At 59.9% G+C, this 22,865-nt stretch carries 25 protein-coding genes, 1 tRNA gene and 1 other RNA gene; 6 read left to right on the forward strand and 21 right to left on the reverse strand.

The window, feature by feature from the left end; genetic code table 11:
• Window positions 1–34 precede the first annotated feature (34 nt).
• Window positions 35–796, reverse strand: coding sequence for an ABC transporter permease (locus tag VFN25_RS09365; RefSeq protein WP_325141171.1), 762 nt, complete (start codon window positions 794–796; stop codon window positions 35–37).
• The gene (locus tag VFN25_RS09370) at window positions 793–1,740 is read right to left on the reverse strand and encodes an ABC transporter ATP-binding protein (RefSeq protein ID WP_325141215.1); all 948 of its coding nucleotides are present in this window, start codon (window positions 1,738–1,740) and stop codon (window positions 793–795) included. The genes VFN25_RS09365 and VFN25_RS09370 overlap by 4 nt, the downstream gene beginning before the upstream one ends.
• 241 nt (window positions 1,741–1,981) lie before the next feature.
• Here VFN25_RS09370 and VFN25_RS09375 point away from each other — a divergent pair, with 241 nt between their 5' ends.
• Entirely contained in the window at window positions 1,982–2,341 is a 360-nt protein-coding gene (locus tag VFN25_RS09375; protein ID WP_325141173.1) for a DUF1428 domain-containing protein, read from the forward strand.
• 160 nt (window positions 2,342–2,501) lie between these two features.
• Here the strand turns inward: VFN25_RS09375 and rpiA are convergent, their stop codons facing one another.
• The 7 genes from rpiA to VFN25_RS09410 form a co-directional block, all read right to left on the reverse strand.
• Entirely contained in the window at window positions 2,502–3,149 is a 648-nt protein-coding gene (rpiA, locus tag VFN25_RS09380) for a ribose-5-phosphate isomerase RpiA (protein ID WP_325141174.1), read from the reverse strand.
• 14 nt (window positions 3,150–3,163) lie between these two features.
• Window positions 3,164–3,622: an EVE domain-containing protein gene (locus tag VFN25_RS09385; RefSeq protein ID WP_325141176.1), complete on the reverse strand. Its 459-nt coding sequence runs from the start codon at window positions 3,620–3,622 to the stop codon at window positions 3,164–3,166.
• A complete protein-coding gene (locus tag VFN25_RS09390) occupies window positions 3,619–4,233 on the reverse strand; it encodes a 5-formyltetrahydrofolate cyclo-ligase (protein ID WP_325141178.1) in 615 nt (204 codons plus the stop codon). Before VFN25_RS09390 ends, VFN25_RS09385 begins: the two co-directional genes overlap by 4 nt.
• A 26-nt stretch (window positions 4,234–4,259) precedes the next feature.
• Window positions 4,260–4,446, reverse strand: a non-coding RNA gene (gene ssrS, locus VFN25_RS09395) — 6S RNA.
• Window positions 4,447–4,453: 7 nt separating this feature from the next.
• Window positions 4,454–4,750: a cell division protein ZapA gene (locus VFN25_RS09400; protein ID WP_325141180.1), complete on the reverse strand. Its 297-nt coding sequence runs from the start codon at window positions 4,748–4,750 to the stop codon at window positions 4,454–4,456.
• Window positions 4,747–4,974, reverse strand: a complete 228-nt coding sequence (locus VFN25_RS09405) for a TIGR02449 family protein (RefSeq protein ID WP_325141182.1) — start codon at window positions 4,972–4,974, stop codon at window positions 4,747–4,749. The genes VFN25_RS09400 and VFN25_RS09405 overlap by 4 nt, the downstream gene beginning before the upstream one ends.
• An 8-nt stretch (window positions 4,975–4,982) precedes the next feature.
• Window positions 4,983–9,605, reverse strand: coding sequence for an EAL domain-containing protein (locus tag VFN25_RS09410; protein WP_325141184.1), 4,623 nt, complete (start codon window positions 9,603–9,605; stop codon window positions 4,983–4,985).
• A 165-nt stretch (window positions 9,606–9,770) separates the two neighbouring features.
• On the opposite strand from VFN25_RS09410, the gene VFN25_RS09415 reads away from it, so the two are divergent.
• Window positions 9,771–10,346, forward strand: a complete 576-nt coding sequence (locus VFN25_RS09415; protein ID WP_325141185.1) for a UPF0149 family protein — start codon at window positions 9,771–9,773, stop codon at window positions 10,344–10,346.
• Window positions 10,343–11,659, forward strand: a complete 1,317-nt coding sequence (pepP, locus tag VFN25_RS09420; RefSeq protein ID WP_325141187.1) for a Xaa-Pro aminopeptidase — start codon at window positions 10,343–10,345, stop codon at window positions 11,657–11,659. The genes VFN25_RS09415 and pepP overlap by 4 nt, the downstream gene beginning before the upstream one ends.
• 25 nt (window positions 11,660–11,684) lie before the next feature.
• Here the strand turns inward: pepP and VFN25_RS09425 are convergent, their stop codons facing one another.
• The 8 genes from VFN25_RS09425 to rplM form a co-directional block, all read right to left on the reverse strand.
• Complete coding sequence (locus VFN25_RS09425; RefSeq protein ID WP_325141189.1) at window positions 11,685–12,311, reverse strand: C40 family peptidase; 627 nt, start codon at window positions 12,309–12,311, stop codon at window positions 11,685–11,687.
• A 186-nt stretch (window positions 12,312–12,497) separates the two neighbouring features.
• The gene (gene cydX / locus VFN25_RS09430) at window positions 12,498–12,629 is read right to left on the reverse strand and encodes a cytochrome bd-I oxidase subunit CydX (RefSeq protein ID WP_325141191.1); all 132 of its coding nucleotides are present in this window, start codon (window positions 12,627–12,629) and stop codon (window positions 12,498–12,500) included.
• A gap of 18 nt (window positions 12,630–12,647) precedes the next feature.
• Window positions 12,648–13,781 carry a cytochrome d ubiquinol oxidase subunit II gene (cydB, locus tag VFN25_RS09435; RefSeq protein ID WP_325141193.1) on the reverse strand — a complete coding sequence of 378 codons (1,134 nt, stop codon included), beginning with the start codon at window positions 13,779–13,781 and terminating at the stop codon, window positions 12,648–12,650.
• A 166-nt stretch (window positions 13,782–13,947) separates the two neighbouring features.
• The gene (locus tag VFN25_RS09440) at window positions 13,948–15,522 is read right to left on the reverse strand and encodes a cytochrome ubiquinol oxidase subunit I (protein ID WP_325141195.1); all 1,575 of its coding nucleotides are present in this window, start codon (window positions 15,520–15,522) and stop codon (window positions 13,948–13,950) included.
• Window positions 15,519–15,743, reverse strand: coding sequence for a cytochrome oxidase putative small subunit CydP (gene cydP / locus VFN25_RS09445; RefSeq protein WP_325141196.1), 225 nt, complete (start codon window positions 15,741–15,743; stop codon window positions 15,519–15,521). Before cydP ends, VFN25_RS09440 begins: the two co-directional genes overlap by 4 nt.
• Window positions 15,744–15,932: 189 nt before the next feature.
• Window positions 15,933–16,006: transfer RNA gene (locus VFN25_RS09450), tRNA-Gln, on the reverse strand.
• A gap of 9 nt (window positions 16,007–16,015) precedes the next feature.
• The gene (gene rpsI / locus VFN25_RS09455; RefSeq protein WP_325141198.1) at window positions 16,016–16,411 is read right to left on the reverse strand and encodes a 30S ribosomal protein S9; all 396 of its coding nucleotides are present in this window, start codon (window positions 16,409–16,411) and stop codon (window positions 16,016–16,018) included.
• Between the two features lie 18 nt (window positions 16,412–16,429).
• On the reverse strand, window positions 16,430–16,858 hold the full coding sequence (gene rplM / locus VFN25_RS09460; protein ID WP_325141200.1) for a 50S ribosomal protein L13: 429 nt from the start codon (window positions 16,856–16,858) through the stop codon (window positions 16,430–16,432).
• A 134-nt stretch (window positions 16,859–16,992) separates the two neighbouring features.
• Between rplM and VFN25_RS09465 the strand changes: the two genes are divergently transcribed.
• Both VFN25_RS09465 and coq7 read left to right on the forward strand, forming a co-directional pair.
• On the forward strand, window positions 16,993–18,216 hold the full coding sequence (locus VFN25_RS09465) for a (Fe-S)-binding protein (RefSeq protein ID WP_325141202.1): 1,224 nt from the start codon (window positions 16,993–16,995) through the stop codon (window positions 18,214–18,216).
• A complete protein-coding gene (gene coq7 / locus VFN25_RS09470) occupies window positions 18,216–18,857 on the forward strand; it encodes a 2-polyprenyl-3-methyl-6-methoxy-1,4-benzoquinone monooxygenase (protein ID WP_325141204.1) in 642 nt (213 codons plus the stop codon). The genes VFN25_RS09465 and coq7 overlap by 1 nt, the downstream gene beginning before the upstream one ends.
• A 190-nt stretch (window positions 18,858–19,047) precedes the next feature.
• On the opposite strand, the gene speD is transcribed toward coq7, so the two are convergent.
• Together speD and VFN25_RS09480 are read right to left on the reverse strand one after the other, a co-directional pair.
• Complete coding sequence (gene speD / locus VFN25_RS09475) at window positions 19,048–19,833, reverse strand: adenosylmethionine decarboxylase (protein ID WP_325141206.1); 786 nt, start codon at window positions 19,831–19,833, stop codon at window positions 19,048–19,050.
• A 298-nt stretch (window positions 19,834–20,131) separates the two neighbouring features.
• Window positions 20,132–20,284 (reverse strand): hypothetical protein, encoded by a 153-nt coding sequence (locus VFN25_RS09480; RefSeq protein ID WP_325141208.1) that lies wholly within the window; start codon window positions 20,282–20,284, stop codon window positions 20,132–20,134.
• 185 nt (window positions 20,285–20,469) lie between these two features.
• On the opposite strand from VFN25_RS09480, the gene crp reads away from it, so the two are divergent.
• Entirely contained in the window at window positions 20,470–21,177 is a 708-nt protein-coding gene (crp, locus tag VFN25_RS09485; RefSeq protein ID WP_325141218.1) for a cAMP-activated global transcriptional regulator CRP, read from the forward strand.
• 148 nt (window positions 21,178–21,325) lie between these two features.
• On the opposite strand, the gene VFN25_RS09490 is transcribed toward crp, so the two are convergent.
• Window positions 21,326–22,030, reverse strand: coding sequence for a haloacid dehalogenase-like hydrolase (locus VFN25_RS09490; protein ID WP_325141210.1), 705 nt, complete (start codon window positions 22,028–22,030; stop codon window positions 21,326–21,328).
• The gene (gene trpC, locus VFN25_RS09495) at window positions 22,030–22,824 is read right to left on the reverse strand and encodes an indole-3-glycerol phosphate synthase TrpC (protein ID WP_325141212.1); all 795 of its coding nucleotides are present in this window, start codon (window positions 22,822–22,824) and stop codon (window positions 22,030–22,032) included. The genes VFN25_RS09490 and trpC overlap by 1 nt, the downstream gene beginning before the upstream one ends.
• Between the last annotated feature and the right edge of the window lie 41 nt (window positions 22,825–22,865).

Here is a 22,865-nt window from a genome sequence, read left to right on the forward strand (position 1 = left end):
TTCGTGCAAGGCAAGGCGAAAGCGGTGGTCATGCTCAAGTGCGCAATTTCCAGCCACTGCGGAAGATCCACCAGACAATGCCGAGACAAATGACGAGGAAGCCCAGGGTCATGCCGGCGCTGACTGCGATATGCACGTCGGCACGGCCGGTGAAGCTCCAGCGGAAGCCGCTGATCAGATAGACGACCGGGTTGAACAAGGTGACTTTCTGCCATAGCGGCGGCAGCATGCTGATCGAGTAGAACGCGCCACCGAGGAAAGTCAGCGGCGTGATCACCATCAGCGGTACCACCTGCAATTTCTGGAAATCATCCGCCCACAAACCGATGATGAAACCGAACAGACTGAAGGTGATCGCAGTCAGTACAAGGAAGCCGAACATCCAGAACGGATGGGCGATCTCGTAATCGACGAAGAATCGTGCGGTGAGCAGAATCAGCAGGCCGAGGATCACCGACTTGGTCGCCGCCGCACCGACATAGCCGATGACCACTTCGAACCACGAAATCGGTGCCGACAACAGTTCATAGACCGTGCCGACCCATTTCGGCATGTAGATGCCGAACGCGGCGTTCGAGATGCTTTCGCCAAGCAGGGACAGCATGATCAGGCCCGGAATGATGAATGCGCCGTAGCTGACACCATCGATATCACCCATGCGCGAGCCGATCGCGGCACCAAAGACAATGAAGTAGAGCGAGGTCGACAACACCGGCGCAGCGATCGACTGCATCAGGGTGCGGAAAGTGCGTGCCATCTCGAAACGATAGATCGCGCGGATGCCGTGGATATTCATGCCTGGCTCTCCTTCGGCTTGCGCACGAGGCTGACGAAGATTTCTTCGAGCGAGCTTTCGCTGGATTGCAGATCCTTGAAATCGATACCCTGTTCGCCAAGTCGGCGCAACAGACTGGCGATGCCGGTTTCTTCGGACTGCGTGTCGAAGGTATAGGTCAGGATCAGGCCATCCGCGGACAACTCAAGCGGCAGGCCCGAGAGTCCGTGCGGAATATTCTCCATCGATTGTTGCAGGCTCAGGGTCAACTGCTTCTTGCCGAGCTTGCGCATCAACACGTGCTTGTCTTCAACCAGAATCAGCTCGCCCTTGTTGATCACGCCAATACGGTCGGCCATCTCCTCGGCCTCCTCGATGTAGTGCGTGGTCAGGATGATCGTCGTGCCGCTTTCGCGCAGACGTCGCACCATCTGCCACATGTCATGACGCAATTCGACATCGACGCCGGCGCTTGGCTCATCAAGAAACAACACCTTGGGCTCATGTGACAGCGCCTTGGCAATCATTACCCGACGCTTCATGCCGCCGGACAGGGTCATGATCTTGCTGTTGCGTTTGTCCCACAGCGACAACTCGCGCAGGATCTTCTCAAGATGCGCCGGGTTCGGCGGCTTGCCGAACAGGCCGCGACTGAACCTGAGCGTGGACAGCACCGATTCAAAGGCATCGGTATGCAGCTCCTGCGGGACCAGGCCGATCGTCGCGCGCGCCGCCCGGTAGTCGCGCACGATGTCATGGCCATCGGCGACGATTGACCCTTCACTGGCATTGACGATGCCGCAAATGATGCTGATCAAGGTGGTCTTGCCGGCACCGTTGGGGCCGAGCAGGGCGAGGATCTCGCCGCGACGAATCTCGAGATTGATGTTCTTCAGCGCCTCGAAGCCACCCTTGTAGGTCTTGCCGACGCCGCGAATCGAAACGATCGCATCGTCCTGAGCCATTGCGCTCGAGGCTGAAACTGCTGCAGTCATGAATGCTCCGCAATATTGGGCAATGGCAAACGTAAATGTGGTCATCCGCACGAATTGAAAGCCCGTACGAATCACGACGATCGACTGCCAAGTATATCGACACGCCAACCATCATCCCGAGGATCCGGTCGCAGCGAAAGCGCTGGCAAAAGGAGCCGTTTCAGCGTTTACGTGTTTGAATGCTGGTCCCCCAAGACAGTTGGAGAAGCGCATGAGCTACGTCGATGGTTTCGTTGTCCCGGTACCAAAAGACAAGCTGGATGCCTACAAGAAGCTGGCTCGCAAGGCCGGCAAGATCTGGATGGAACATGGCGCGCTGGCCTATACAGAGTGTGTCGGTGATGACGTTCCGACCGGCAAGCGGACCTCATTTCCGCAGAGTGTCAAGCTCAAGGAAGGCGAGCTCGTCGTGTTCTCGTGGATCATCTTCAAGTCACGCCGCGAACGCGACCGGATCAACAGGAAGGTCATGGCCGATCCGCGTCTGGCCGACATGATGGATCCGAAGGCGATGCCGTTCGACGGCAAACGCATGTTTTTTGGTGGATTCAAGCCGATCATCTCGCTCTGAGCCGATTGGCACGAACTTGACCCTGAGGTCCGACTGCCTCAAGCCGTTGCCCCGCAGCCTGTCGAAGGGTGAACTCAGGTTCCACGACGGCGGAGGTGCCCGTCGACGCCGAGATCATTCCGCCGAGACGCTGAAATGTGGCTCGCGGAGAGCTCGTAAACTAGGTGTTGCCGGTTTCCTCGCCGGTCAGCACCACATCGGCGCGCCGCGCGGCAAACAGGCCGACCGTGACCACGCCGACGATCTGGTTGATTTCGCTTTCCAGCTTGAGTGGATCGCTGATGCGCATATTGTGCACGTCGAGAATCCAGTTGCCGTTGTCGGTAACGACGCCATCACGCCAGACCGGTTGACCACCAAGCAGGACCAGTTGACGAGCAACATGGCTGCGTGCCATCGGTATCACCTCGACAGGAAGCGGAAACCGGCCGAGGATTTCGACGCGTTTGCTTGGATCGATGATGCAAACAAACTTGCGTGAGGCGGCGGCGATGATCTTTTCCCGGGTCAAAGCCGCGCCACCGCCCTTGATCAGGCAACCCTGCGGATCGCATTCGTCGGCACCATCGACATACAACGCCAGCTCGCCACTGGCATTGAGATCGACCACAGCTATGCCGCGCTCCTTGAGCAGACGGGTCGATTGCTCGGAACTGGAAACGGCCGCCTCGATGTCAGCGCGTCGTTCGCCCAGCGCATCGATGAAGTGGGCGACGGTCGAGCCGGTGCCAACTCCGACCACCATGCCGGGTTCGACATACCGCATCGCCGCGCGTGCGGCGCGACGCTTGCCTTCTTCGTTTGCCATCAGTGCCGCTCCGCTTATTCGAGATCGAGAATGAAATTCCATTGCGCCCGCGTGACCGGCATCACCGACAGTCGATTGCCGCGGCGAACCAGGGCGAATTCCTCCAGCGCGTCATGACCCTTGAGCTCGCTCAGGGTGATAGTGCGCTTGAGCTTGCGTTTGAACGCGACGTCGACGAGTAGCCAGCGCGGCTCGGCGGGCTGGCTCTTCGGGTCATAGTAATCGCCGTGTTTGTCGAATTGGGTAGGGTCCGGATAGGCCTCAGAGGCCACTTCGGCGATTCCGACCACGCCCGGCTCGGCACAGTTGGAGTGATAGAAAAGAATGCCGTCACCGACCTTCATGCCATCGCGCATGAAATTGCGCGCCTGATAGTTGCGCACGCCGCTCCAGGGTTCGGATTTGACCTTGGCCAAAGCATCAATCGAGAACTCTTCGGGCTCACTCTTGATCAACCAGTAGCGCTTGCTCATGAATCGTCCTGGCTGGCTTTGCGGCAGTCAATCAATTCACTCTCCGTGACGACGAAGTCGAGATTTACATCCCAGGCAGCCGCTTCGATCGCATCGACCTGTTGTGCGGCGTAGCCGATTCCTATCAACAGCGGGCGAGACGCTTGTTCGCGCTCGCGCAGGAACGAAAACGTGGCGTCGTAGTAGCCGCCACCATAGCCGATACGATGGCCCCGGCGATCAAATCCTAGCAGGGGCAGCAAAACGATATCGATATCGCTGGCCGCAAGCAGATCATCTTCCGTGCAGACTGGTTCAGGGATGCCGTAACGATTGGATTCGAGTTCCATGCCCGAATGCCATTCAACGAAGGACAACTGGCGTGGCCCGGTGATTCGCGGCAGACAATACTGTTGGCCGCGTCGGGTCAGGTTGGTAACAACGATGTGCAGCGGCAATTCGCCATCGATCGCCCAGTAGCCGGCGATCCGCCGATCAACGAGGAAATCGGCAAGCTGCTCCAGTTGTCCGGCGACGCCATTGGCGGCGGCGATGCGATCACTGGCGACAAGCGCCGTGCGCCGCGCGCGCAGTTCGGCGCGCAGGGTCTTGCGCTGATCATCAAGCGTCATGGTTGCCGCAAATAGAAAAAAGGATGGCATCCTCCGCTGTGCCGATGCACATCGAACGACCTTGAACCAAGAGGTTCAGGTGGGAGAGCGTTGCGGCGTCATCAGGCTTTCCGCTCAGGGCGGACTTGCACACAGACGATCGCGCGGCTGTCCCGGGGTCGGTACAGGAACAAGGCAAAATGTTGAATGCGCTGTCGAACACTGCCGAGGACACCAGCGTCTATTGTAGAGAGGTCGACAAACCCGCTTCAAGCTTTGATTTCAGCGCTTGCAGATGCTGTGCCAGGTGATTGCTGCTGGATGCCTGTTGTTGCTTGAGGCTGAGCAGTTCATGGGCGATGTTCAGGCCGGCCAGGACAGCGACACGTTCGAGACCGCCGCCGCGGTTGCTGTCGCGCAATTCACGCAGTTTTCCGTCCAGATAGGCTGCCGCGCCAATCAGACCTTCGCGCTCCTCGGTCTTGCATGCGATCAGATAGTCCCGATCGAGAATCTTGACGGTTACAGCCTCACTCATGTCTGGTTCTGCTCCAGTGATTTGAGTCGGCCGATCATCGCCTCGACGCGGGAGCGTGCTTGCTCATTGCGCGCGATCAATCCGGCGCGTTCGCTGGCCAGTTGCTCCTGGCTCACGCGAAGAACCCGGTTTTCCTCGCCCAGGCGTCGACATAGCTCAGTCAGTTGATCGACCTGTGCACTGATTTCGGCAAGTGCCGTGAGGGTTGGCTCTTTCTCGGACATGGACTGAACTATACACCGGATGCAGGCTTGCCCAACGTTGCGTGGCGGCGCCGGGCGCGATCGCGCAAAAACAGGAAACACGCGTCCGGGGGCAGTGGTTTCGAGAGCCAGTGACCCTGGATTTCGTCACAACCCTGTTCACGCAGATACTCGGCCTGTTCCGCCGTCTCGACGCCTTCGGCGATGACATTGAGGCCGAGTGAGTGGGCCATGTTGATGACGGTGGCGGTGATCGCCTCGTCATCCGGATCCGTGGTGATGTCGCCGACGAACTCCTTGTCGATCTTGAGAGTATCGATCGGCAGTCTGCGCAGATAGCTCAGCGAGGAGTAGCCGGTGCCAAAATCATCGATCGACAAGACCACGCCGACGGCCTTGAGCTGACGCAGGGTGCTGATCGACTGCTCGGCGTTGGCCATGACCACGCTTTCGGTCAGTTCGAGTTCCAGCTGATTGGGAGCAATGTCGTTCATGGCAAGGATGTCGCAGAGACGCTGGATCAGGTCGCTGCGTTGCAGTTGCAGGACAGACAGGTTCACCGACATCGAAATATCACGAAGTCCATCCCGATTCCAGTTCGCCAACTGTTCGCAGGCGCGTTGCAATACCCAGTCGCCAATTTCGATGATCAGGCCGGACTCTTCGGCAACCGGAATGAAGGTTGTTGGCGAGATGTCGCCGAGTTCCTCGCTGTGCCAGCGCAACAGGGCCTCGACCCCGGTGATATGTTCATCGAGCAGGGACAACTTGGGCTGGTAGACAAGGCTGAACTCATTGCGTTCCATGGCTTTGCGCAAGGCACCGACCAGGGTCGCGCGCATGCGTGCTGCGGCATCCATGGTCTCGGTATAGACCATGTAGGTTTTGCGGCCGCGATCCTTGGCCTGATACATCGCGGTGTCGGCAAACTTGAGCAGATCGGTTGGGGTCTGTGCGTGATCCGGGTACAGGCTGATGCCGATCGACGGCGAGATGACGACATCCTGGCCGTCGTTCAGTTCGAGCGGTTTCTCGAACGCACTGATCAGTTTTTGGGCGACGCGCTCGGCCTCACCGGCGTCGGCCAGTTCCTCAAGAATGACGGTAAATTCGTCGCCACCGATGCGCGCCACGGTATCGCCATCGCGAATGTTGTCGCGCAGGCGAGCCCCGGCGGCCTTGAGCATTCGGTCACCGGCTGCATGGCCCATCGAATCGTTGACGTGCTTGAAGCGGTCGAGATCGAGAAACAGCACGGCGACCTTGCGACCACCGCGACGTGCACGGATCACCGCATGGCCGAGGCGTTCGGATAGCAGGGTGCGATTGGGCAGGCCGGTCAAGGTGTCGTAGTTGGCCAGGTAGCGCAGTTCCTGTTCGTTGCGTTTGCGTTCGGTGATATCCGTAAGCACGCCGACGAAATGGGTGCGCTGGCCGTTTGCATCCCGAACCTCCGAGCTCTGCAGCCAGGAAAGAAACTCCTCGCCATCCTTGCGTCGCTGCCACAGCTCGCCGCGCCACAGTCCTTCACGAATGATCGATTCGCGCATGTTCATGTAGTACTCGGTTGAATGCTGTGCGCAATTGAGCAATGAGGCGGAACGACCGATGACTTCACTTTCCTGCCAGCCGGTGATGCGCGTGAATGCCGGATTGACCGCAACGAAATTGAAATCCAGGTCACACACGGTGACCCCTTCGCGCATGCTGTTGATCACCTCCTGGACAATCCGCCGTTCGCGGTCGGCGTCACGAGTCGCGGTAATATTGCGCGCCGTTCCGCAGATCCGCGTGGGTCTGCCTTCCGCGTTGCGTTCGACAATCTTGCCGCGCGCCAGCACCCAGATCCAGTCGCCGCCACGCACGCGCACCCGTTGTTCCGACTCGAACAACGGTGCCTTGTTGTTGATGTGGTCGTCGAGCCTCTGCGCGATGCTGCGCTGATCGTCGGGGTGCACGTTTTCCCTGACCCAGTCATAGACCGACTGGATTTCCTCCTGCTGCTTGCCAAGCGAACGCGCCGCACTGAGCCGGGTGAGCACGCCGCTGTCCATGTCGAGATCCCAGAACTCATCGCTGGATCCCCACAAGGCGAGGCGCAAGCGACCTTCACGATCGCGCAACTCCATTGCGTGCAGGTGTTGCTCTCTGCGTTTGCGCCGAAACGCGAACCAGATGCTGAGAGCGAAGAACAGTGCACAAAGTGCATAGACCACATGCATGGCCCGACTGTTCCACCATGGCGGAGTGACCACGAGGCTGGCCTCGGCGCCGGTTTCGCTCCAGAAGCCATCGTGATTGCTGGCCCGGACCCGAAACGTGTAACGACCGGGATCGAGATTGGTATAGGTCGCTTCGTGACGGTTTCCTGCTTCAATCCAGTTCTCGTCGAAACCTTCCAGTTGATAGCGAAACTGATTGCGTTCCGGCGCGGTGAAATCGAGTGAGGCGAAGGCGAAGTGGATGACACGCTCAGACTGCGCCATGCGGATGCGCTGGCCAGACTGGTAGTGGGTGATCGGCCCGCTGCCGACACTGAAATCGCTGATGATCACCGGCGCGGCGAAGCGGCTGCTGGCGACCGTTCCGGGTGTGACCAGGTTGAGGCCATCGATGCCGCCAAATGCGAGCGAGCCATCCGCCAATGCGGCAAACGCACCACCGTTGAATTCCTGACCCTGCAAGCCGTCCTTGACCGAGAACTGATGCATGGCATGGGTGCTTGTATCGAATGCCGTGATCCCGCGATTCGAGCTCAACCACAGACGTTTCGAGCGATCTTCGAGAATGGCGTAAATGGTCGCGTCGGGCAGCCCGTCTTTCTTCAGGATGCGCTCGAAGTGCGCAACGCCGGGCTTGAGTTCGGACAGGTGATTGAGTCCGCCGTGAGTGCCAATCCAGAAGCTGCCATCCGCGCTTTCATGAATCGCCCGAATGACGCTGCTCGAAAGCGAATGAGGATCATCGAGTTCGTGGCGGAATTTCCTGACCTCATTGCTGGTCGGATCGATCAGGTTGAGCCCTTCGGCCGTACCCGCCCAGATTCGGCCAAGACGATCTTCGTGCAGCACGAATACATTGTTGTGGCTGAGGCTGGTCGGATCGCCATCACGATGTTGCCAGTAGCGCCATTGCTGGTTGCCGGGTTCGTAGCGGGCCACGCCGATATTGCGCCCGGAAAACCAGATGGCCCCGTCATGACTGATAATCAGTGCACGCCGCGGACTGTCCTGGGTCGCGACGGGTTCAGCCGGATCCGGTGGCAAGACGGTGACTTTGCCACTATTCGGATTCAGCTTGGCAACGCCCAGGTTGCAGGCAAACCAGATTTGCCCCTCGGCATCCTCGGCCAGCGCTTCAACCTGAAGAATGCCGCGGATTGCAGGCGAGAAGGCATCGATGATTACCGAATCAAAATAGGCAAATTGCCCGGTTGTTCTGTCATAACGCTTGAGCCCGTCTCCGTCAGTTCCAATCCAGAGCTTTCCGCTGGAATCCTCCAGCACCGAGCGGATATTGTTGGTTGTGTCGAGGTCGCGTGAGCGATTGTGATCTGCAATGTAGGTGAAGGTTGCGCCGGACGGATCGGCCTTGCTCAGGCCCAGCGAGTTGCTGCCTACCCAGAGCAGACCCGATTGATCGACGAGAAGTCGTCTGATTGCCCCTTGCGGCAGTCCGCCCGGAAGTTCGCTGTCTGGCCGAATCCGGCGAAACGAACCGGAGTCGGGCGAGTAGATCACCAGACCTTGATCGCTGACCGAAAACCAGAGCTTGCCGGCATGGTCTTCAACAATCGCGACAACCGCTGCGGCCTCCTCGCTTTTCCAGAGCAGGCTTGGATTGCTGCCATCCGCATCGATGCTCATCAAGCCACGCTTGCCGCCGACGTACAGCGTGTGATCAGCGCTTTCAAAAATGCTGTAGGGATCCTTGAAGGTGTCGCTGGCAAGCCGTTCGAGCCGATCGCTTTTGCTCGCGACATGCCACAAGCCGGTGCTGCTGGCGATCCACACATCGCCACTCGCAGCCAGCTTCATGTCGCGGACCATGCCGACCTCCGCCATGTTGTCCGCTGCCAGATAGTGCTCGCGCCCGCTACTCTCCGAGCTGAGCAAGTCGAGTCCGCCACGACTGCCGATCCACAAGCCGCGTGCAGGATCGAGCAACAGAGCCGTCACCGATTCGCGCGCATTGCGATCGAACGCACCATCGGCAAGCGCAAACGAATCGAAACGGCCGCTGGCCGGATCGAGCCGGGCGATTCCACTGACACTGGTTCCCACCCAGAGGCGCCCGTCCAGCGTTTCGGCGAGCGCCGTAATCGCGCTGTCCGGCAAGCCGTGTGGATTGTCCGGGTTGTGTTCGAACAAACGGAAGCGATAGCCATCAAACTGGTGCAAGCCGGCCTGGGTGCCGATCCAGATGGTGCCGTCTCTGCTCTGGATCAGTGAAAGCACCGAGTTCTGCAGCAGACCGCTTTCGTTGTCGAGTCGGTCGAAATAGTAGTCGCGTTCGACTGCTGAAACGGAAAGGCTGACCGCAAGCAAAAACAGTAGCAGCAGCCAGCACGCTACCCGCCCTGCGAGCGTTCCGGATAGCGCGCCGCCCAAGCAGGGTTTGATCAGCGGTTCCGTTGGCTGCCTCCCGCTCATGTTGCGATGAGATTCCCTAGAGTGGGCGCGGGTACGCCCGGAGACCAGTGTAGGCAATAGCGCGCGGGCACGCCACGTATGCCGGCTGCCGGGCCTGCCGACACCGGGCATTTGTTGCACCGCGATGCACGATACAATCGGAACATTGCATGCGCAGGAGAAACAATGTCCGAATCGCCGATCAGCCATCTGAAATTTTCAACAATCCTCTCGAAACTGCGGGCTGGCATCAATGCCAGCGACCTGCACGGCTCGCTGACCGGTTATCTGTGCGCGGGCGGCAAGGCGACAGAAGATACCTGGGGTGAGGCCCTGGCACTGGATTTCACTGCCGAAGGCATTCAGGACAATCCGGCTTTCCCTCAATTTTTTCGACAGACTCGCGCCCAGCTTGACGATGTCGAATTCGGCTTCGTACCGATGTTGCCGGCCGATGCTGCGGCTTTGGAAACGCGCGCCGAGGCACTGGTCGATTGGTGTCGGGGCTTTCTCGGCGGCGTCGGCCTGGCCGGTGCCGGCAAGCGCGGCAACGAGTTGTCTGCTGACGCCCGCGAGATCGTCAAGGATTTTGCCACCATTGCCTCATCGAATCTTGATGTCAGCGGCAAGGAGGAAGATGAAACCGCTCTCGTCGAAGTCATCGAATTTGTCCGTGTCGGCGTACTTCTGTTGCACAGCGAGCTTGCGCCGGCAAGTTCGCCGCGTCCAGCAACCTCGCCGACAAGCCGGAGTCTGCATTGAAGATCGACATCAAGGAATTCGCACGTCGCCGCCGCCAGCTCATGCGCATGGCCGGGCGCGACGCGATTGTCATCGTGCCCGCCGCACCAGAACAAGTACGCAACAACGATGCCCACTATCCGTATCGCCAGGACAGTGATTTCCATTATCTGACCGGATTCGGTGAGCCGGATGCCGTGCTTGCCCTCGTCCCCGGACGTGCGCAGGGCGAGGTCATCCTGTTCTGCCGCGAGCGTGATCGAACCCGTGAGCAATGGGACGGCTATCGCGCCGGCCAGGAAGGCGCAGTTGCTGATTTCGGCATGGACGATGCGTTTCCGATCGAGGATATCGACGATATCCTGCCCGGTCTGATTGAAGGCCGTTCGCGGGTCTACTATCACTTTGGCCGCGACACCGATTTTGATCTGGTTCTGATGGGTTGGGTCAATCGCGTGCGCTCGAACGTGCGCCAGGGGTCGAGGCCGCCGCCGCACGAGTTCGTCGCCCTTTCGCACCTGCTTCACGATCTGCGTCTGTACAAATCGCGCGCGGAGTTGCGCCTGATGCGCAAGTCGGCACAGATCGCCGCCGAAGCGCATGTGCGCGCGATGCGTGCGACGCGGCCGGGCATGAACGAGCATGAAGTCGAAGCCGAGTTGCTGCACACCTTTCGCAAGCATGGCGCGGTGCCGAGCTACGAGCCGATCGTCGGCGGCGGAGCCAACGGCTGCGTGCTGCACTACCGCGCCAACGACTCGGTGCTGCGTGATGGTGACCTGTTGCTGATCGATGCGGGTGCAGAGTATTCCTGCTACGCCTCGGATATCACGCGCACGTTTCCGGTCAATGGTCGCTATTCGGTCGAACAGCGCGCGCTCTATGACATTGTCCTCGCCGCCCAACTCGCCGGCATCGACAAGGTGCGTGCAGGCAATTCGTTCGGGTCTTATCACGAAGCTGCCGTGCGCACGCTGACCGCAGGTCTGATCAAGATCGGTTTGCTCAAGGGCAGCCTCAAGACCAATCTTGTGGCGCACACCTACCGCCGGTTCTACATGCACAAGACTGGCCATTGGCTGGGTCTCGATGTGCATGATGTCGGCGACTATCGCGTCGATGGCGAGTTTCGCGAACTCGAACCAGGCATGGTCGTCACAGTCGAGCCTGGCCTGTATATCGGCGCCGACATGAAAGGCGTGCCAGCACGTTTTCGCGGTATCGGAATCCGCATCGAGGACGATGTTGTCGTCACCAGCGGCGATCCCGAGGTGATTTCAAATGGCGTTCCGAAAGATCCCGACGAGATCGAAGCGTTGATGGCCTCGCGATGAACCGGCTTGCCTGGTCAAGCCAGAATCAGCCCTGAATCGCCAGATCAGCGGTGTCTTGCGCAGCGAGGATCCCGGGACGCTTGGCGCCGGCAAACCGCCGCGCCCAATAGGGTGTTGAAAGACTGCTGACACTGACCCGCTTGCCAGTCGAGGGTGCGTGGATGAACTGTCCCTCTCCGACATAGATGCCGACATGCGAGATGCGCTTTCCGTGCGTTCTGAAGAACACCAGATCGCCATCACGCAGATCGCTGCGCGCAACGGCCTGGCCTGAACGGTATTGGGCTGCCGAGGTGTTCGGCAGATCCACGCCAATGCCGTGACGGAACACGTAGCGGACGAAGCCGCTGCAATCAAACCCGGTGGAAGGATCGCGCCCACCACGTCGATAGCGGATGTCGCGAAGTCGATTGGCCAGATCCATGAGCAACTGGATCGGTGAGAATTGATGATCGGCCGCCGCATCCGTGATGACGACTTTTGCCGGCACCGGCTGCGGATAGTCGACGTCGCTCGCGGGCCTCAGCCCGGCCAATCCGGTATCGGCCAACCAGAGTGGCTGCTCGGCACGCGCTGAGTTGCTGGTGAAGCCCAGCGCCACGAGGCAAACAAGGGTGCACAGACACAACGGAATCGGTCGGTGAATCGGCATGCGCAGAACACTCGGATCGAACAGGGAGGAAACCGTGCCCGATCGGATACCCGCGAGCCTGGCGAAAGTATCAGGCTGCCGGACGGACTGTGTTTACAAGCGGTTAAACGGCCACATTCGGAAAGCGATGAAGTCGGGCTTGCGGCGTCGTGACGATTGCGCCACTTGATCAGCGTTGCCTTAACATCAGTGCACTGGCGTATCGTCATCGGCCGGCCGTTTTTCAGTCGCATCGGCGTGGAGCTCGAACCACATGGCATTGAGAATGGCGAAGCTGCAAGCGAGGCCAACACCGAGGATCCAGCTGAAGTACCACATGGTTTGGCTTTCCTTCGATCAGTACAGCGAGTGTGAATCGCGAATGTGTTGCAGGCTGATGCGCCCGCGCAGTACCCGATAGACCCAGGTCGTATAGGCCAGGATCAGCGGTATGAAAATGATCACCGCGACCAGCATCAGGCCCAGAGTGTGCTGGCTCGACGAGGCATCCCAGACGGTCAGGCTGCTGCGCGGATCGAGGCTGGACGGCATCAGGAACGGGAACAGGGCGAAGCCGGCCGAGAACAGGGTGCAGAAAACCAGGATGGAGCTGGCAAGGAATGCGCTGCGATGATGTCTTGCGCGTGCGCACCAGAACACCAGTGCAGCGAGTATGAGTGCGATGCCGGCAAACACGCAGGCCCACCCACCGAGCGGGCCATCGCTAAGCCAGCGAGCATGCGTCCCGACCGCCTTCAATAGCGGATTCGATGGCACATCCGCGGATCCAACACCAACCATCGAATAGCCATCAACGGCCAGCATCAGCCAGCCGCCGGCGGCCGCGTACAAGACGGCGAACGCCGGCGCCAGCCAGCCGATCAGACGCTGCGCACGCGCGCCGATCGGATTCTCCGACTTCATCGCGGCCCAGACCGAACCATGCAGCATCAGCATGGCCAGCGAGACCAGTCCGACGAGCAAGGGAAACGGCCGCAACAAACCGATCAATCCGCCTTCATAGGTCAGGCGCAAGGTGTCGTCGTAGCGAAAAGGCACGCCGAGAAAAAGATTGCCGATGGCGACGCCGAAAATCAGTGTCGGCACGATTCCGGAAACCGTGATGATCCAGTCCCAGGTATTTCGCCAGCGCGGATCGCGGACCTTGTTGCGGAAGCTGAAACCACCCGGACGCAGGATCAGTGCGAACAGGACCAGCATCATGGCGAAATAGAAGCCCGAGAACGCTGCGGCGTAGAGCAGGGGCCAGGCTGCGAAAACGGCGCCCGCGCCGACAATCAGCCAGACCTGGTTGCCTTCCCAGGTCGGTTCGATGGTTTCCAGCAAGGCGCGGCGTTCGACATCGTTGCGCGCAAGCACGCGAATCAGGGAGGCGATGCCGAGATCGAAGCCGTCCATGATGGCGAAACCGGCCAGCAGGACTCCGATCAGCAGCCACCAGATGATGCGCAGGGTTTCGTAGTCGATCACTGGTTTTGATCTCGGTGAACAACTTTCGCGGGTTCGAAGGTTTTGTTTTCGCTTCGATTGGCTTGTTTATCTGTGCGTTCGTCCCTGAACGCTTGAATCAACAAGCGGCCATCCATGGTCGCACTTTTCGTAGAGGCGCATCCATCCCTTCGGAGATTCAGGCGGCTCATAGAGGTTCATCCAGGCATTGGGCGCTTCCAGTGGATTGGTCGGGCCACATGCCCAGGCCATCAGGGCCTCGGCGCGCGTAGCGGGTCATCAGGAAAGCATCGACCACGGCCAGGGTGGTATAGAAGATCACGAAGCCGATCAGGCTGGCCCAGACCTGGGTTGCCGATACCGACGACACGCCGAGTGCGGTCGGCAGAATGCCTTCGATGGCCCACGGCTGGCGGCCGTGTTCGGCGACAATCCAGCCGAGTTCGGCGGCAACCCAGGGCAGCGGCAGGCTCCAGAGGGCCATGTGCAGATACCAGCGATGCTTGTCGAGCTGGCGTTTCGAAGCCAGCCAGAACGAAAACGCGAACAGGGCAATGAAGTAGAAGCCGCAGGCCACCATGATGCGGAATGACCAGAACAGCACGGGCACGTTCGGGATCGTGCTGTCGGCTGCACGCTGCACATCGCCAGCGGTCGCCTTGAGCGGGTCGACATCGAGCCGGGTCAATAGCAGGGCATAGCCGAGATCCTTCTTGTGCGTCTCGAATTGCGTGCGTGCCTCGGCATCGTCACGATTGACGCGAAGTTTCTGCATGGCCGCATAGGCGAGACGCCCGTTCTGGATCCTGCCCGCGGCCTCTTCAACGAGTTCGCTGATGCCAGGCAGCACGCCGTCAATTGAACGTGTACCGATCAAACCCATGACCCACGGGATGCGGATGGCGTAGTGGGTCGTGCGCTCGGCCACGTCGGGAATGCCGAACAGCGTGAACGAGGCGGGCGCGGGCTCGGTCTCCCACATCGCCTCGATTCCGGCCAGTTTCATCTTCTGGTTTTCCGAAATCGTGTAGCCCGATTCATCACCGAGCACGACCACGCTCAGCGCAGCGGCAAGTCCAAAACTGGCAGCGACCGTCATCGAGCGCTTGGCAAAATCGACATTGCGCCCCTTGAGCAGATACCAGGCGCTGATCGAGAGCACGAACATCGCGCCGAGTACGTAGCCGGCGCTGACCGTGTGCACGAATTTTGATTGCGCGACCGGGTTGAAGAACACCGCCGAGAACGAGGTGACCTCCATGCGCATCGTGTCGATATTGAACTCGGCACCGACCGGATTCTGCATCCAGGCATTGGCGGCGAGGATCCAAAGTGCCGACATGCTCGTGCCAAACGCGAGCAGCCAGGTCACGACCAGATGGGCAACCCGACTGAGCCTGTCCCAGCCGAAAAAAAACAAACCGACGAAGGTTGCTTCGAGGAAGAACGCCATCAGCCCTTCGATCGCCAGCGGCGTACCGAACACGTCGCCGACGTAGTGCGAGTAGTAGGCCCAGTTGGTGCCGAACTGGAATTCCAGGGTGACCCCGGTGGCCACGCCCATGGCGAAATTGATGCCGAACAGAATGCCCCAGAACTGGGTCATGCGCTTCCAGATCTCGCGTCCGGTCATCACATAGACCGACTCCATGATCGCGAGCATGAAGACCAGGCCAAGGGTCAGCGGCACAAACAGGAAGTGATACATCGCGGTCAGGGCGAACTGCAGGCGCGAAAGATCGACAACGGTGTGATCGATCATGGCGATGATTCCGTGGTAGCCGGCGCCGAGAAATGCTGCTCAATCGCAGCCGGCGAGGTATCCGCACGTGGCAGAGGCCGAATGACGAGAACCCAGAGCAGGGTCAGAAGGGCCAGCTTGATCACGATGATCAGCGCAAACTCCCAGGCAAACCGCCGACCGCCGCGCCCGCGGAACCAGGATCGTGCTTTCGGTGTGGGGGCATTCGATATCGGCGCCATCTCAATCATAAGTCTAGCGCGATTCTTGACACGATCCCCGCGACTGGGTGTCACAGCGCGAACAGGGCATGCAGTCCGATGCGGCCGGTAAGCCGCCCACAAAAAAACCCCGCACGGGGCGGGGTTTCTTGATGATCTGCCTGATCCGTTGGCGACCGGGGCGAACTGCTTCGAGCGCTTGGCCTGGAATGGCAGCCCCGGATGGATTCGAACCACCGATGCCTGAGTCAGAGTCAGGTGCCTTACCGCTTGGCTACGGGGCTGTAGTCGTATTAACGCTTCGAGTACTGAGTCGCGCGACGTGCCTTATGCAGACCGACCTTCTTGCGCTCGACTTCGCGGGCGTCACGGGTCATGAAGCCGGCTTTGCGCAGTGGCGACTTGAGGTTTTCGTCGTATTCGACCAGGGCACGGGCGATGCCAAGGCGAATTGCGCCGGCCTGGCCAGTCGTGCCGCCGCCGGTGACACTGACGAGGATGTCGAATTTCTCGGTGGCTTCGACCAACTGCAGCGGCTGACGCACGATCATGCGTGCGGTCTCGCGGCCGAAGAATTCGTCAAGTGCCTTGCCGTTGACCGTGATCGCACCGCTGCCTTTGCGCAGGAACACGCGTGCGGCGGAGGATTTGCGACGGCCGGTGCCGTAGTTCTGTTGGATCGCTGCCATGACTGTCGATACCTGAAGTTAAATATCCAGCACTTGCGGCTGCTGGGCGGTGTGCGGATGGTTCGGACCGGCGTAGACCTTGAGCTTGCGATACATCGCACGACCCAGCGGGTTCTTCGGCAGCATGCCCTTGACGGCGATTTCGATGACGCGCTCGGGGTGCGATGCCAGCATGTCCTTGAGCGAGGTCGTCTTCAGATTGCCGATGTGGCCGGTGAAGCGGTGGTAGTTCTTGTCATTCAGCTTGTTGCCGGTGACAGCGATCTTCTCCGCATTGACGACGACGAGGAAATCCCCGGTATCAACGTGCGTGGTGTAGATCGGCTTGTGCTTGCCCTTGAGGCGGCGAGCGAGTTCGGTCGACAGGCGGCCAAGCGTCTTGTTGGTTGCGTCGACAATGAACCAGTCACGCTTTACGCTTTCTGGCTTGGCGCTGATCGTCTTCATATCAAAACCTTGAATGCCCTTGATGGGCTGGATGCGGCGAAAGGCGCGGGAGAATATAGGATCGCTCCGCGTCACGCAAGTCTGCGCACCAGAAAAGACGGCGCGCAGCGAGCCGCGAATGATAGCATCAAGTCATGGCCGATACGACCCCTGGGCAGATGGATTCCGATCTCGCCGCTCTGACCGATCAATGTGTGATGTGTGGATTGTGCTTGCCGCACTGTCCCACTTATCGCCTCGATCAGCACGAGGTCGAGTCGCCACGCGGCCGCATCGCGCTGGCGCGTCGGCTTTCCGCGGGCCAGTTGGAGCCCAGTGAAACGGTCATCGCGCATCTCGATCATTGCCTGGGTTGCCTGTCCTGCGAGGCGGTGTGTCCCTCGAATGTGCAGTACGAACAGATCCTGGTGCGCACCCGGGCCGTGCTGAAACCGTTGCGGCCAGCACAGGGACGCTGGCGCCGCTGGCTGGCAAATCCACGCCTATTGGTCAGACTCGCAAGGATCAGCTCGGCCGTTCGCGCCGCACGCTGGTTGCCGGGTTTGGCGCGGCTTTTGCCGAAGCAATCCTTGTTTCAGCGCCTGATTCAGGAGCTGCCTGAAGCGCCGCGTTCCCCGCCAACGCTGGTCTCGCGACCGTCAAGTTTGGCGACGCGTGGGCGGATTGCCCTGTTTCCGGGTTGCGTCGCCAGCATTTTCGACCGCGATACCCTGGCCAGCGGGAAATATCTGCTTGCGGCGCTCGGCTACGAGGTCGTCGTTCCATCACAGTTCGTTTGCTGTGGCGCGCTGGCCTTGCATGCGGGCGAAAGTGAACAGGCGCAGGGCAATGCGCGAAACACACGGGAAGTATTGCAGGCCTGCGACGCGCCCACCGTGTTGGTCAGTGCTTCGGGTTGCCTCGGCAGTTTGCGTGACCATGGCCTGCGCGACAGTGGGCTGAAAGTGGACGACATCCTCGGCTTTCTGGCCGCCGATCCGCAGTTCAGGAATCTGCGTTTCCGGCCCCTGCGGCAGCGAGTTGCCTTGCATCTGCCCTGCACGCAGATGAATGTCGGTAGTGGCAGCGCCCCGGTGCGCGAGCTGCTGGCCCGGATCCCGGCACTGGAATTGCTGCAATTGCCGGTCCAGCCGCGATGCTGTGGGGCGGCGGGCAACTATTTCATCGAGCAGCCTGAGCGCGCGGATCGCCTGCGCAGCGAAAAGCTCGATCATGTCGCGTCGCAGTCGCCTGATCTGCTGTTGACGACGAATATCGGATGCCGGATCTTTCTCGGCAATGGTCTGCGTCAGCGTGATTCGTTGATCCCGACCCTGCATCCACTGACTTTGCTCGCCCGCCAACTGGAGACATCGTGATGGACCGTCCTCTTTCCCGCCTTGATCGCGTTCTTGTCGAAATCGAGCGTGCCCTCGGAACCGCGCTCGATCCGCAACCGGCGTCGAACCGACCTTCACCGTCGATCGGGATTGCCGAGACCGAGCTGGACGATTCCCAGCGCCGTCATGCCGGTGGCTTGATGCGCGTCAACCATGTTGGCGAGGTTTGTGCGCAGGCGCTGTATTCAGGGCAGGCTGCGGTTGCCCGCGATCACAAGGTCCGTCAGCAGTTGCTCGAAGCCGCTGCCGAGGAAACCGATCATCTGGCCTGGTGTGGTGAGCGCCTGCACGAGCTCGGCGATCGGCCGAGCCTGCTCAATCCGATCTGGTACGGCGGCGCGTACACGATCGGCGCGGTCGCAGGTCTGGTCAGCGATCGCCTGAGCCTCGGTTTCGTCGTCGAGACCGAGCGTCAGGTCGAAGCCCATCTCGAAGGGCATCTGAGCAAGTTGCCCGAAACCGACCAGCGCAGTCGCGCGATCGTCACCCAGATGAAAGAAGACGAAGCCCGCCACGCCGCCAATGCGCAAGCCGCCGGCGGCATCGAGCTGCCAGGACCGGTCAAGGGAATGATGCGGCTTGCGGCGAATGTGATGCGCTTTGTCGCTTACAAGATCTAGGGAGTGGGGAGTGGGGAGTGGGGAGTCGGAAAAACGGATGCTCTTTTTGCTCGTCATCCCGGCCTGACCAGCCATTCGGCTGTTGAAAGCCGTCGGGATGACGTTTAGGAGGATTGAGCTAGCGGCGAAATGGCGATGACGTAGAAGAGTGCGCCTCCCGGGACGCTCTTCCCACTCCCCATTCCCGCTCTCAAGTAAGATTGCGACCGTGGAAGAGCTCCTCGATTTCGCGGCGGACCAGGGCACCGATGCGCTGGCGTTCCTTGTACGGAAGGTCACTGGCATTCGCTTCGAACAGGTAGGTATCGAGGTTGAAGTCGCGGATATGCATCTTCGTGTGAAACATGTTTTCCTGATACACGTTGACGTCGAACATGTCGTACTTCTGACGGATGTGCTTGGCGAGGTATTCCTGCACCGAGTTGATGCGGTGGTCCATGTAGTGCTTGCGACCCTTGATATCGCGAGTGAAGCCGCGCACGCGGTAATCGGCGATGACGATGTCCGACTCGAAGCTGTCAATCAGGAAGTTGAGCGCCTTCAGCGGTGAAATCACGCCACAAGTGGCTACATCGATATCCGCGCGGAACGTGGCAATACCGTTGTGCGGATGCGTCTCCGGATAGGTATGAACGGTGATGTGGCTCTTGTCCATGTGCGCGACAACCGCGCCGGTGATCGTATCGCGACCGAGCTTCTCGACGACCGGCTCCTCGGAGATCAGGATCGTCACGCTGGCACCCTGCGGGTCGTAATCCTGACGCGCAACATTGAGGATGTTGGCGCCGATGATATCGGCCACATCGGTCAGGATCGTGGTCAGACGTTCGGCGTTGTAGGCCTCATCGATGTATTCGATATAGCGCTGACGCTCATCTTCGGACACCGCATAGCAGATGTCATAGATATTGAAGCTGAGCGCCTTGGTCAGGTTGTTGAACCCTTGCAGACGCAAACGGGGAATGGGTTTGACCACAGCTCACTTCTCCAACCCGGACCCCGGGGAAACGGCGCGCAGTATGGGGCATTCGCGCGGGTGAATAAACCTTCACGGATCCTGGCAGCCTGTCGGATTTGACTCGGATGGGCTGCGAATCCGTTTGTGCGGACCATATTTCCGCCACAACCATGGGCCTGCAAACCGTCCAAAACCTGGCCTCGCGGAGCCAAATTCTCGCCTCAACCGGCCAAGTCCGACGGGCTGCCAACAGCTTCCGGCCCGGACCAATCATCAAGTATGCACGTCCTCGCTTGTCCCTTGAAGCCCGCGCTCCTCATGCCTGTTCGATGATGGAACCCGATCCGCCATCAGCCCGATCGTGAAGAATCGTATGAATCCAGTGTCCGGCACGATCATCGCGCGCATTCATGAAAAGTCCGGATCCACGTGATGTCGGACCGATTCCGGAAAAGAATGTGAAAGGCATTGATAGCGCCGGTCTGGCTTGATCGCTGCGCTTTCTGCGGGTGTCAGTTTGGGCGCGTTGGTGACATGTGGGGGGCGAATTGCAATAAGATTGGTGAATAGCTGCGAATCAGGGGCGCAGTCGATGGAAATTCTGACGCACTTGTGAATTGCAGGTGCGGCGAAACAGGAGATGCTTGCGTGAAAATGGCTGATTTCCGTTACACCCTGCAGCGCAACGTGGCCAAGGTCCAGGCGCCGCCGTCGCTGATTCCGGATCGGGACGCGATGGAGAAGTTTCTCGGCATGTGTCACCGGCGCCGCTATCCGAACAAGACCGCGATCATCCGGCCTGGCGATTCCGCGAACATCCTCTATTACGTGATCGACGGTTCGCTGACGGTTTCTTCAGAAGACGAGGAAGGGCGTGAATTGATTCTCACCTATCTCAATCGTGGCGAATTCATCGGCGAGATGGGATTGTTTGTCGAAACACCGCGCCGCGAAGTCATGGTGCGTACGCGCACGCCGTGCGAACTGGCCGAGATTGGTTACGAGCGTTTGTTCAGTCTGATCGAAGGGCCGCTCAAGGAGGAGTGCCCAAAACTCCTGTTCGCGATCGGCTCACAACTGACCAACCGTCTGCTGCACACCAGCCGCAAGGTTAGTCGACTGGCTTTCATGGATGTCACCGGCCGCGTCGGCAAGACATTGATCGACCTGACCAGCGAACCGGATGCAATGACCCATCCGGATGGTACCCAGATCCGAATTTCGCGTCAGGAAATCAGTCGCATCGTGGGTTGTTCGCGGGAAATGGTTGGTCGCGTGCTCAAGCAACTCGAAGAGCAGGGCATGATCACGGTCGCCGGCAAGACCATTGTCGTCCTCGGCCGACGCGCTGAACCGCTTTGATGAATTTCTGATTCTTTTCAGCCGAGCGTACCCGGATCGGGTCCGGGGCAGGCTCTGATGCCTTGGGCAAACTTCCGCTCATGGCTCGACAAGCTCAGCACGAACGGAAGTTGGTCAGACTTCCCTCCAACAGCCCGTTAAAGCGTGCTCAGAACCAGTAGACGCCTCGCACCTCGTGTCCGAGCGCGCGGCGCACGCGCAGGCTCGTCCGTGCATCGGCGTTGACCAGGACCGCCTCGCGGGCGCGCTTGAGCATCGGAATATCGTGCGCTGAATCGCTGTAGGCAAGATCCCAGGGTTCGTTGATGCCGTAGAGGGCGATCTGACCGGGCTTGGCGGGTCCGAAATTATGGATTTTCTTGCACATGCCGAGCCGGCCCTTGCGCAGGTGTGAAGCAACGATCTCGATATCCGGCAGGCCGATGGCGTCGAAGATCGCGCGTACCAGGGTGTCTTCACAGCCGGTGACGACGATGACGCGATCGCCGTCGACGAGATGTCGACGCATGGCGCTGATGCCCTGGCGAATGAAGATGCGCGGTCGGCCAACGAGTTCCGTCGCGAACTCGCGAACCAGCGCGTTGAATTGCGCCTGATCGACGCCGAGCAGACTGATGCGCACAAATATGCCGATGATCGAAATGCGCAATGGGCGAATAGCGAACAACGGCAACAGCAGCGGCAGCAGGATCAAGACCAGCAGTGATCGCCACCACGAACGCCTGAATCGTGACCGGACGAAACGCGTGAACGCGTCGCCGCGCATCAGCACGCCATCGAAATCGAACAGCACCACGCGCGAGGATGACGCCGCCGCAGCCCCGGCTACGACGGATTCGGCTTGGCTGTCCATCAGTCGGGAAAGAACAGGTGTTGCAAGGCGGCGCCAGGATCGTCCGCGCGCATGAAGGTTTCACCGACCAGGAAGGCGTCAATACCGACGCTGCGTAACCGCGCGATATCGGCTTGCGTCGCTATGCCGCTTTCACTGACCAGCATTCGGTCCTTTGGCGCGCGCGCGCGCAGTTTGACGCTGGTATCCAGCGATACCTCGAACGTGCGCAAGTTGCGGTTGTTGACGCCAATCAGCGAAGCCGGAAGTTCCAGCGCGCGCTCAAGCTCCTCTTCGTCATGCACCTCGACCAGCACATCAAGATCGAGCTCGGCGGCGAGCAGACTCAGATCGAGCAGGCGTTCGTCATCGAGCGCGGCGACAATCAGCAAGATGCAATCGGCACCAATCGCGCGCGCCTCGTAGACCTGATAGGAATCGATGCTGAAGTCCTTGCGCAGCACCGGCAACGAGCAGGCCGCGCGCGCCTGGCGCAGGTAATCCTCGCTGCCCTGAAAGAAATCTGCATCGGTGAGAACCGAGAGGCAGGCTGCGCCGCCACGCTGGTAGCTTTGCGCGATTGCCGCCGGATCGAAGTCGGCACGGATCACGCCCTTGCTCGGGCTGGCCCTCTTGATCTCCGCGATCACGGCAGGCAGGCCCGCTTCGACTTTCGCTTCGATGGCAGCGGCGAATCCGCGTGTATCGGGCAGATCAGCGACTCGTGCGATCAATTCCGCAAGCGGAACGCGTGTGCTTCGCTCGGCGATCTCTTCAACCTTTCGCGCGAGGATTCGATCAAGGATGTCGCTCATCAATTTCCATCTCTGATAAATTGGTAAATGTAGGAAGCGGC

The sequence above is a fragment of the Dokdonella sp. genome (assembly GCF_035703485.1).
Classification (GTDB): domain Bacteria; phylum Pseudomonadota; class Gammaproteobacteria; order Xanthomonadales; family Rhodanobacteraceae; genus Dokdonella.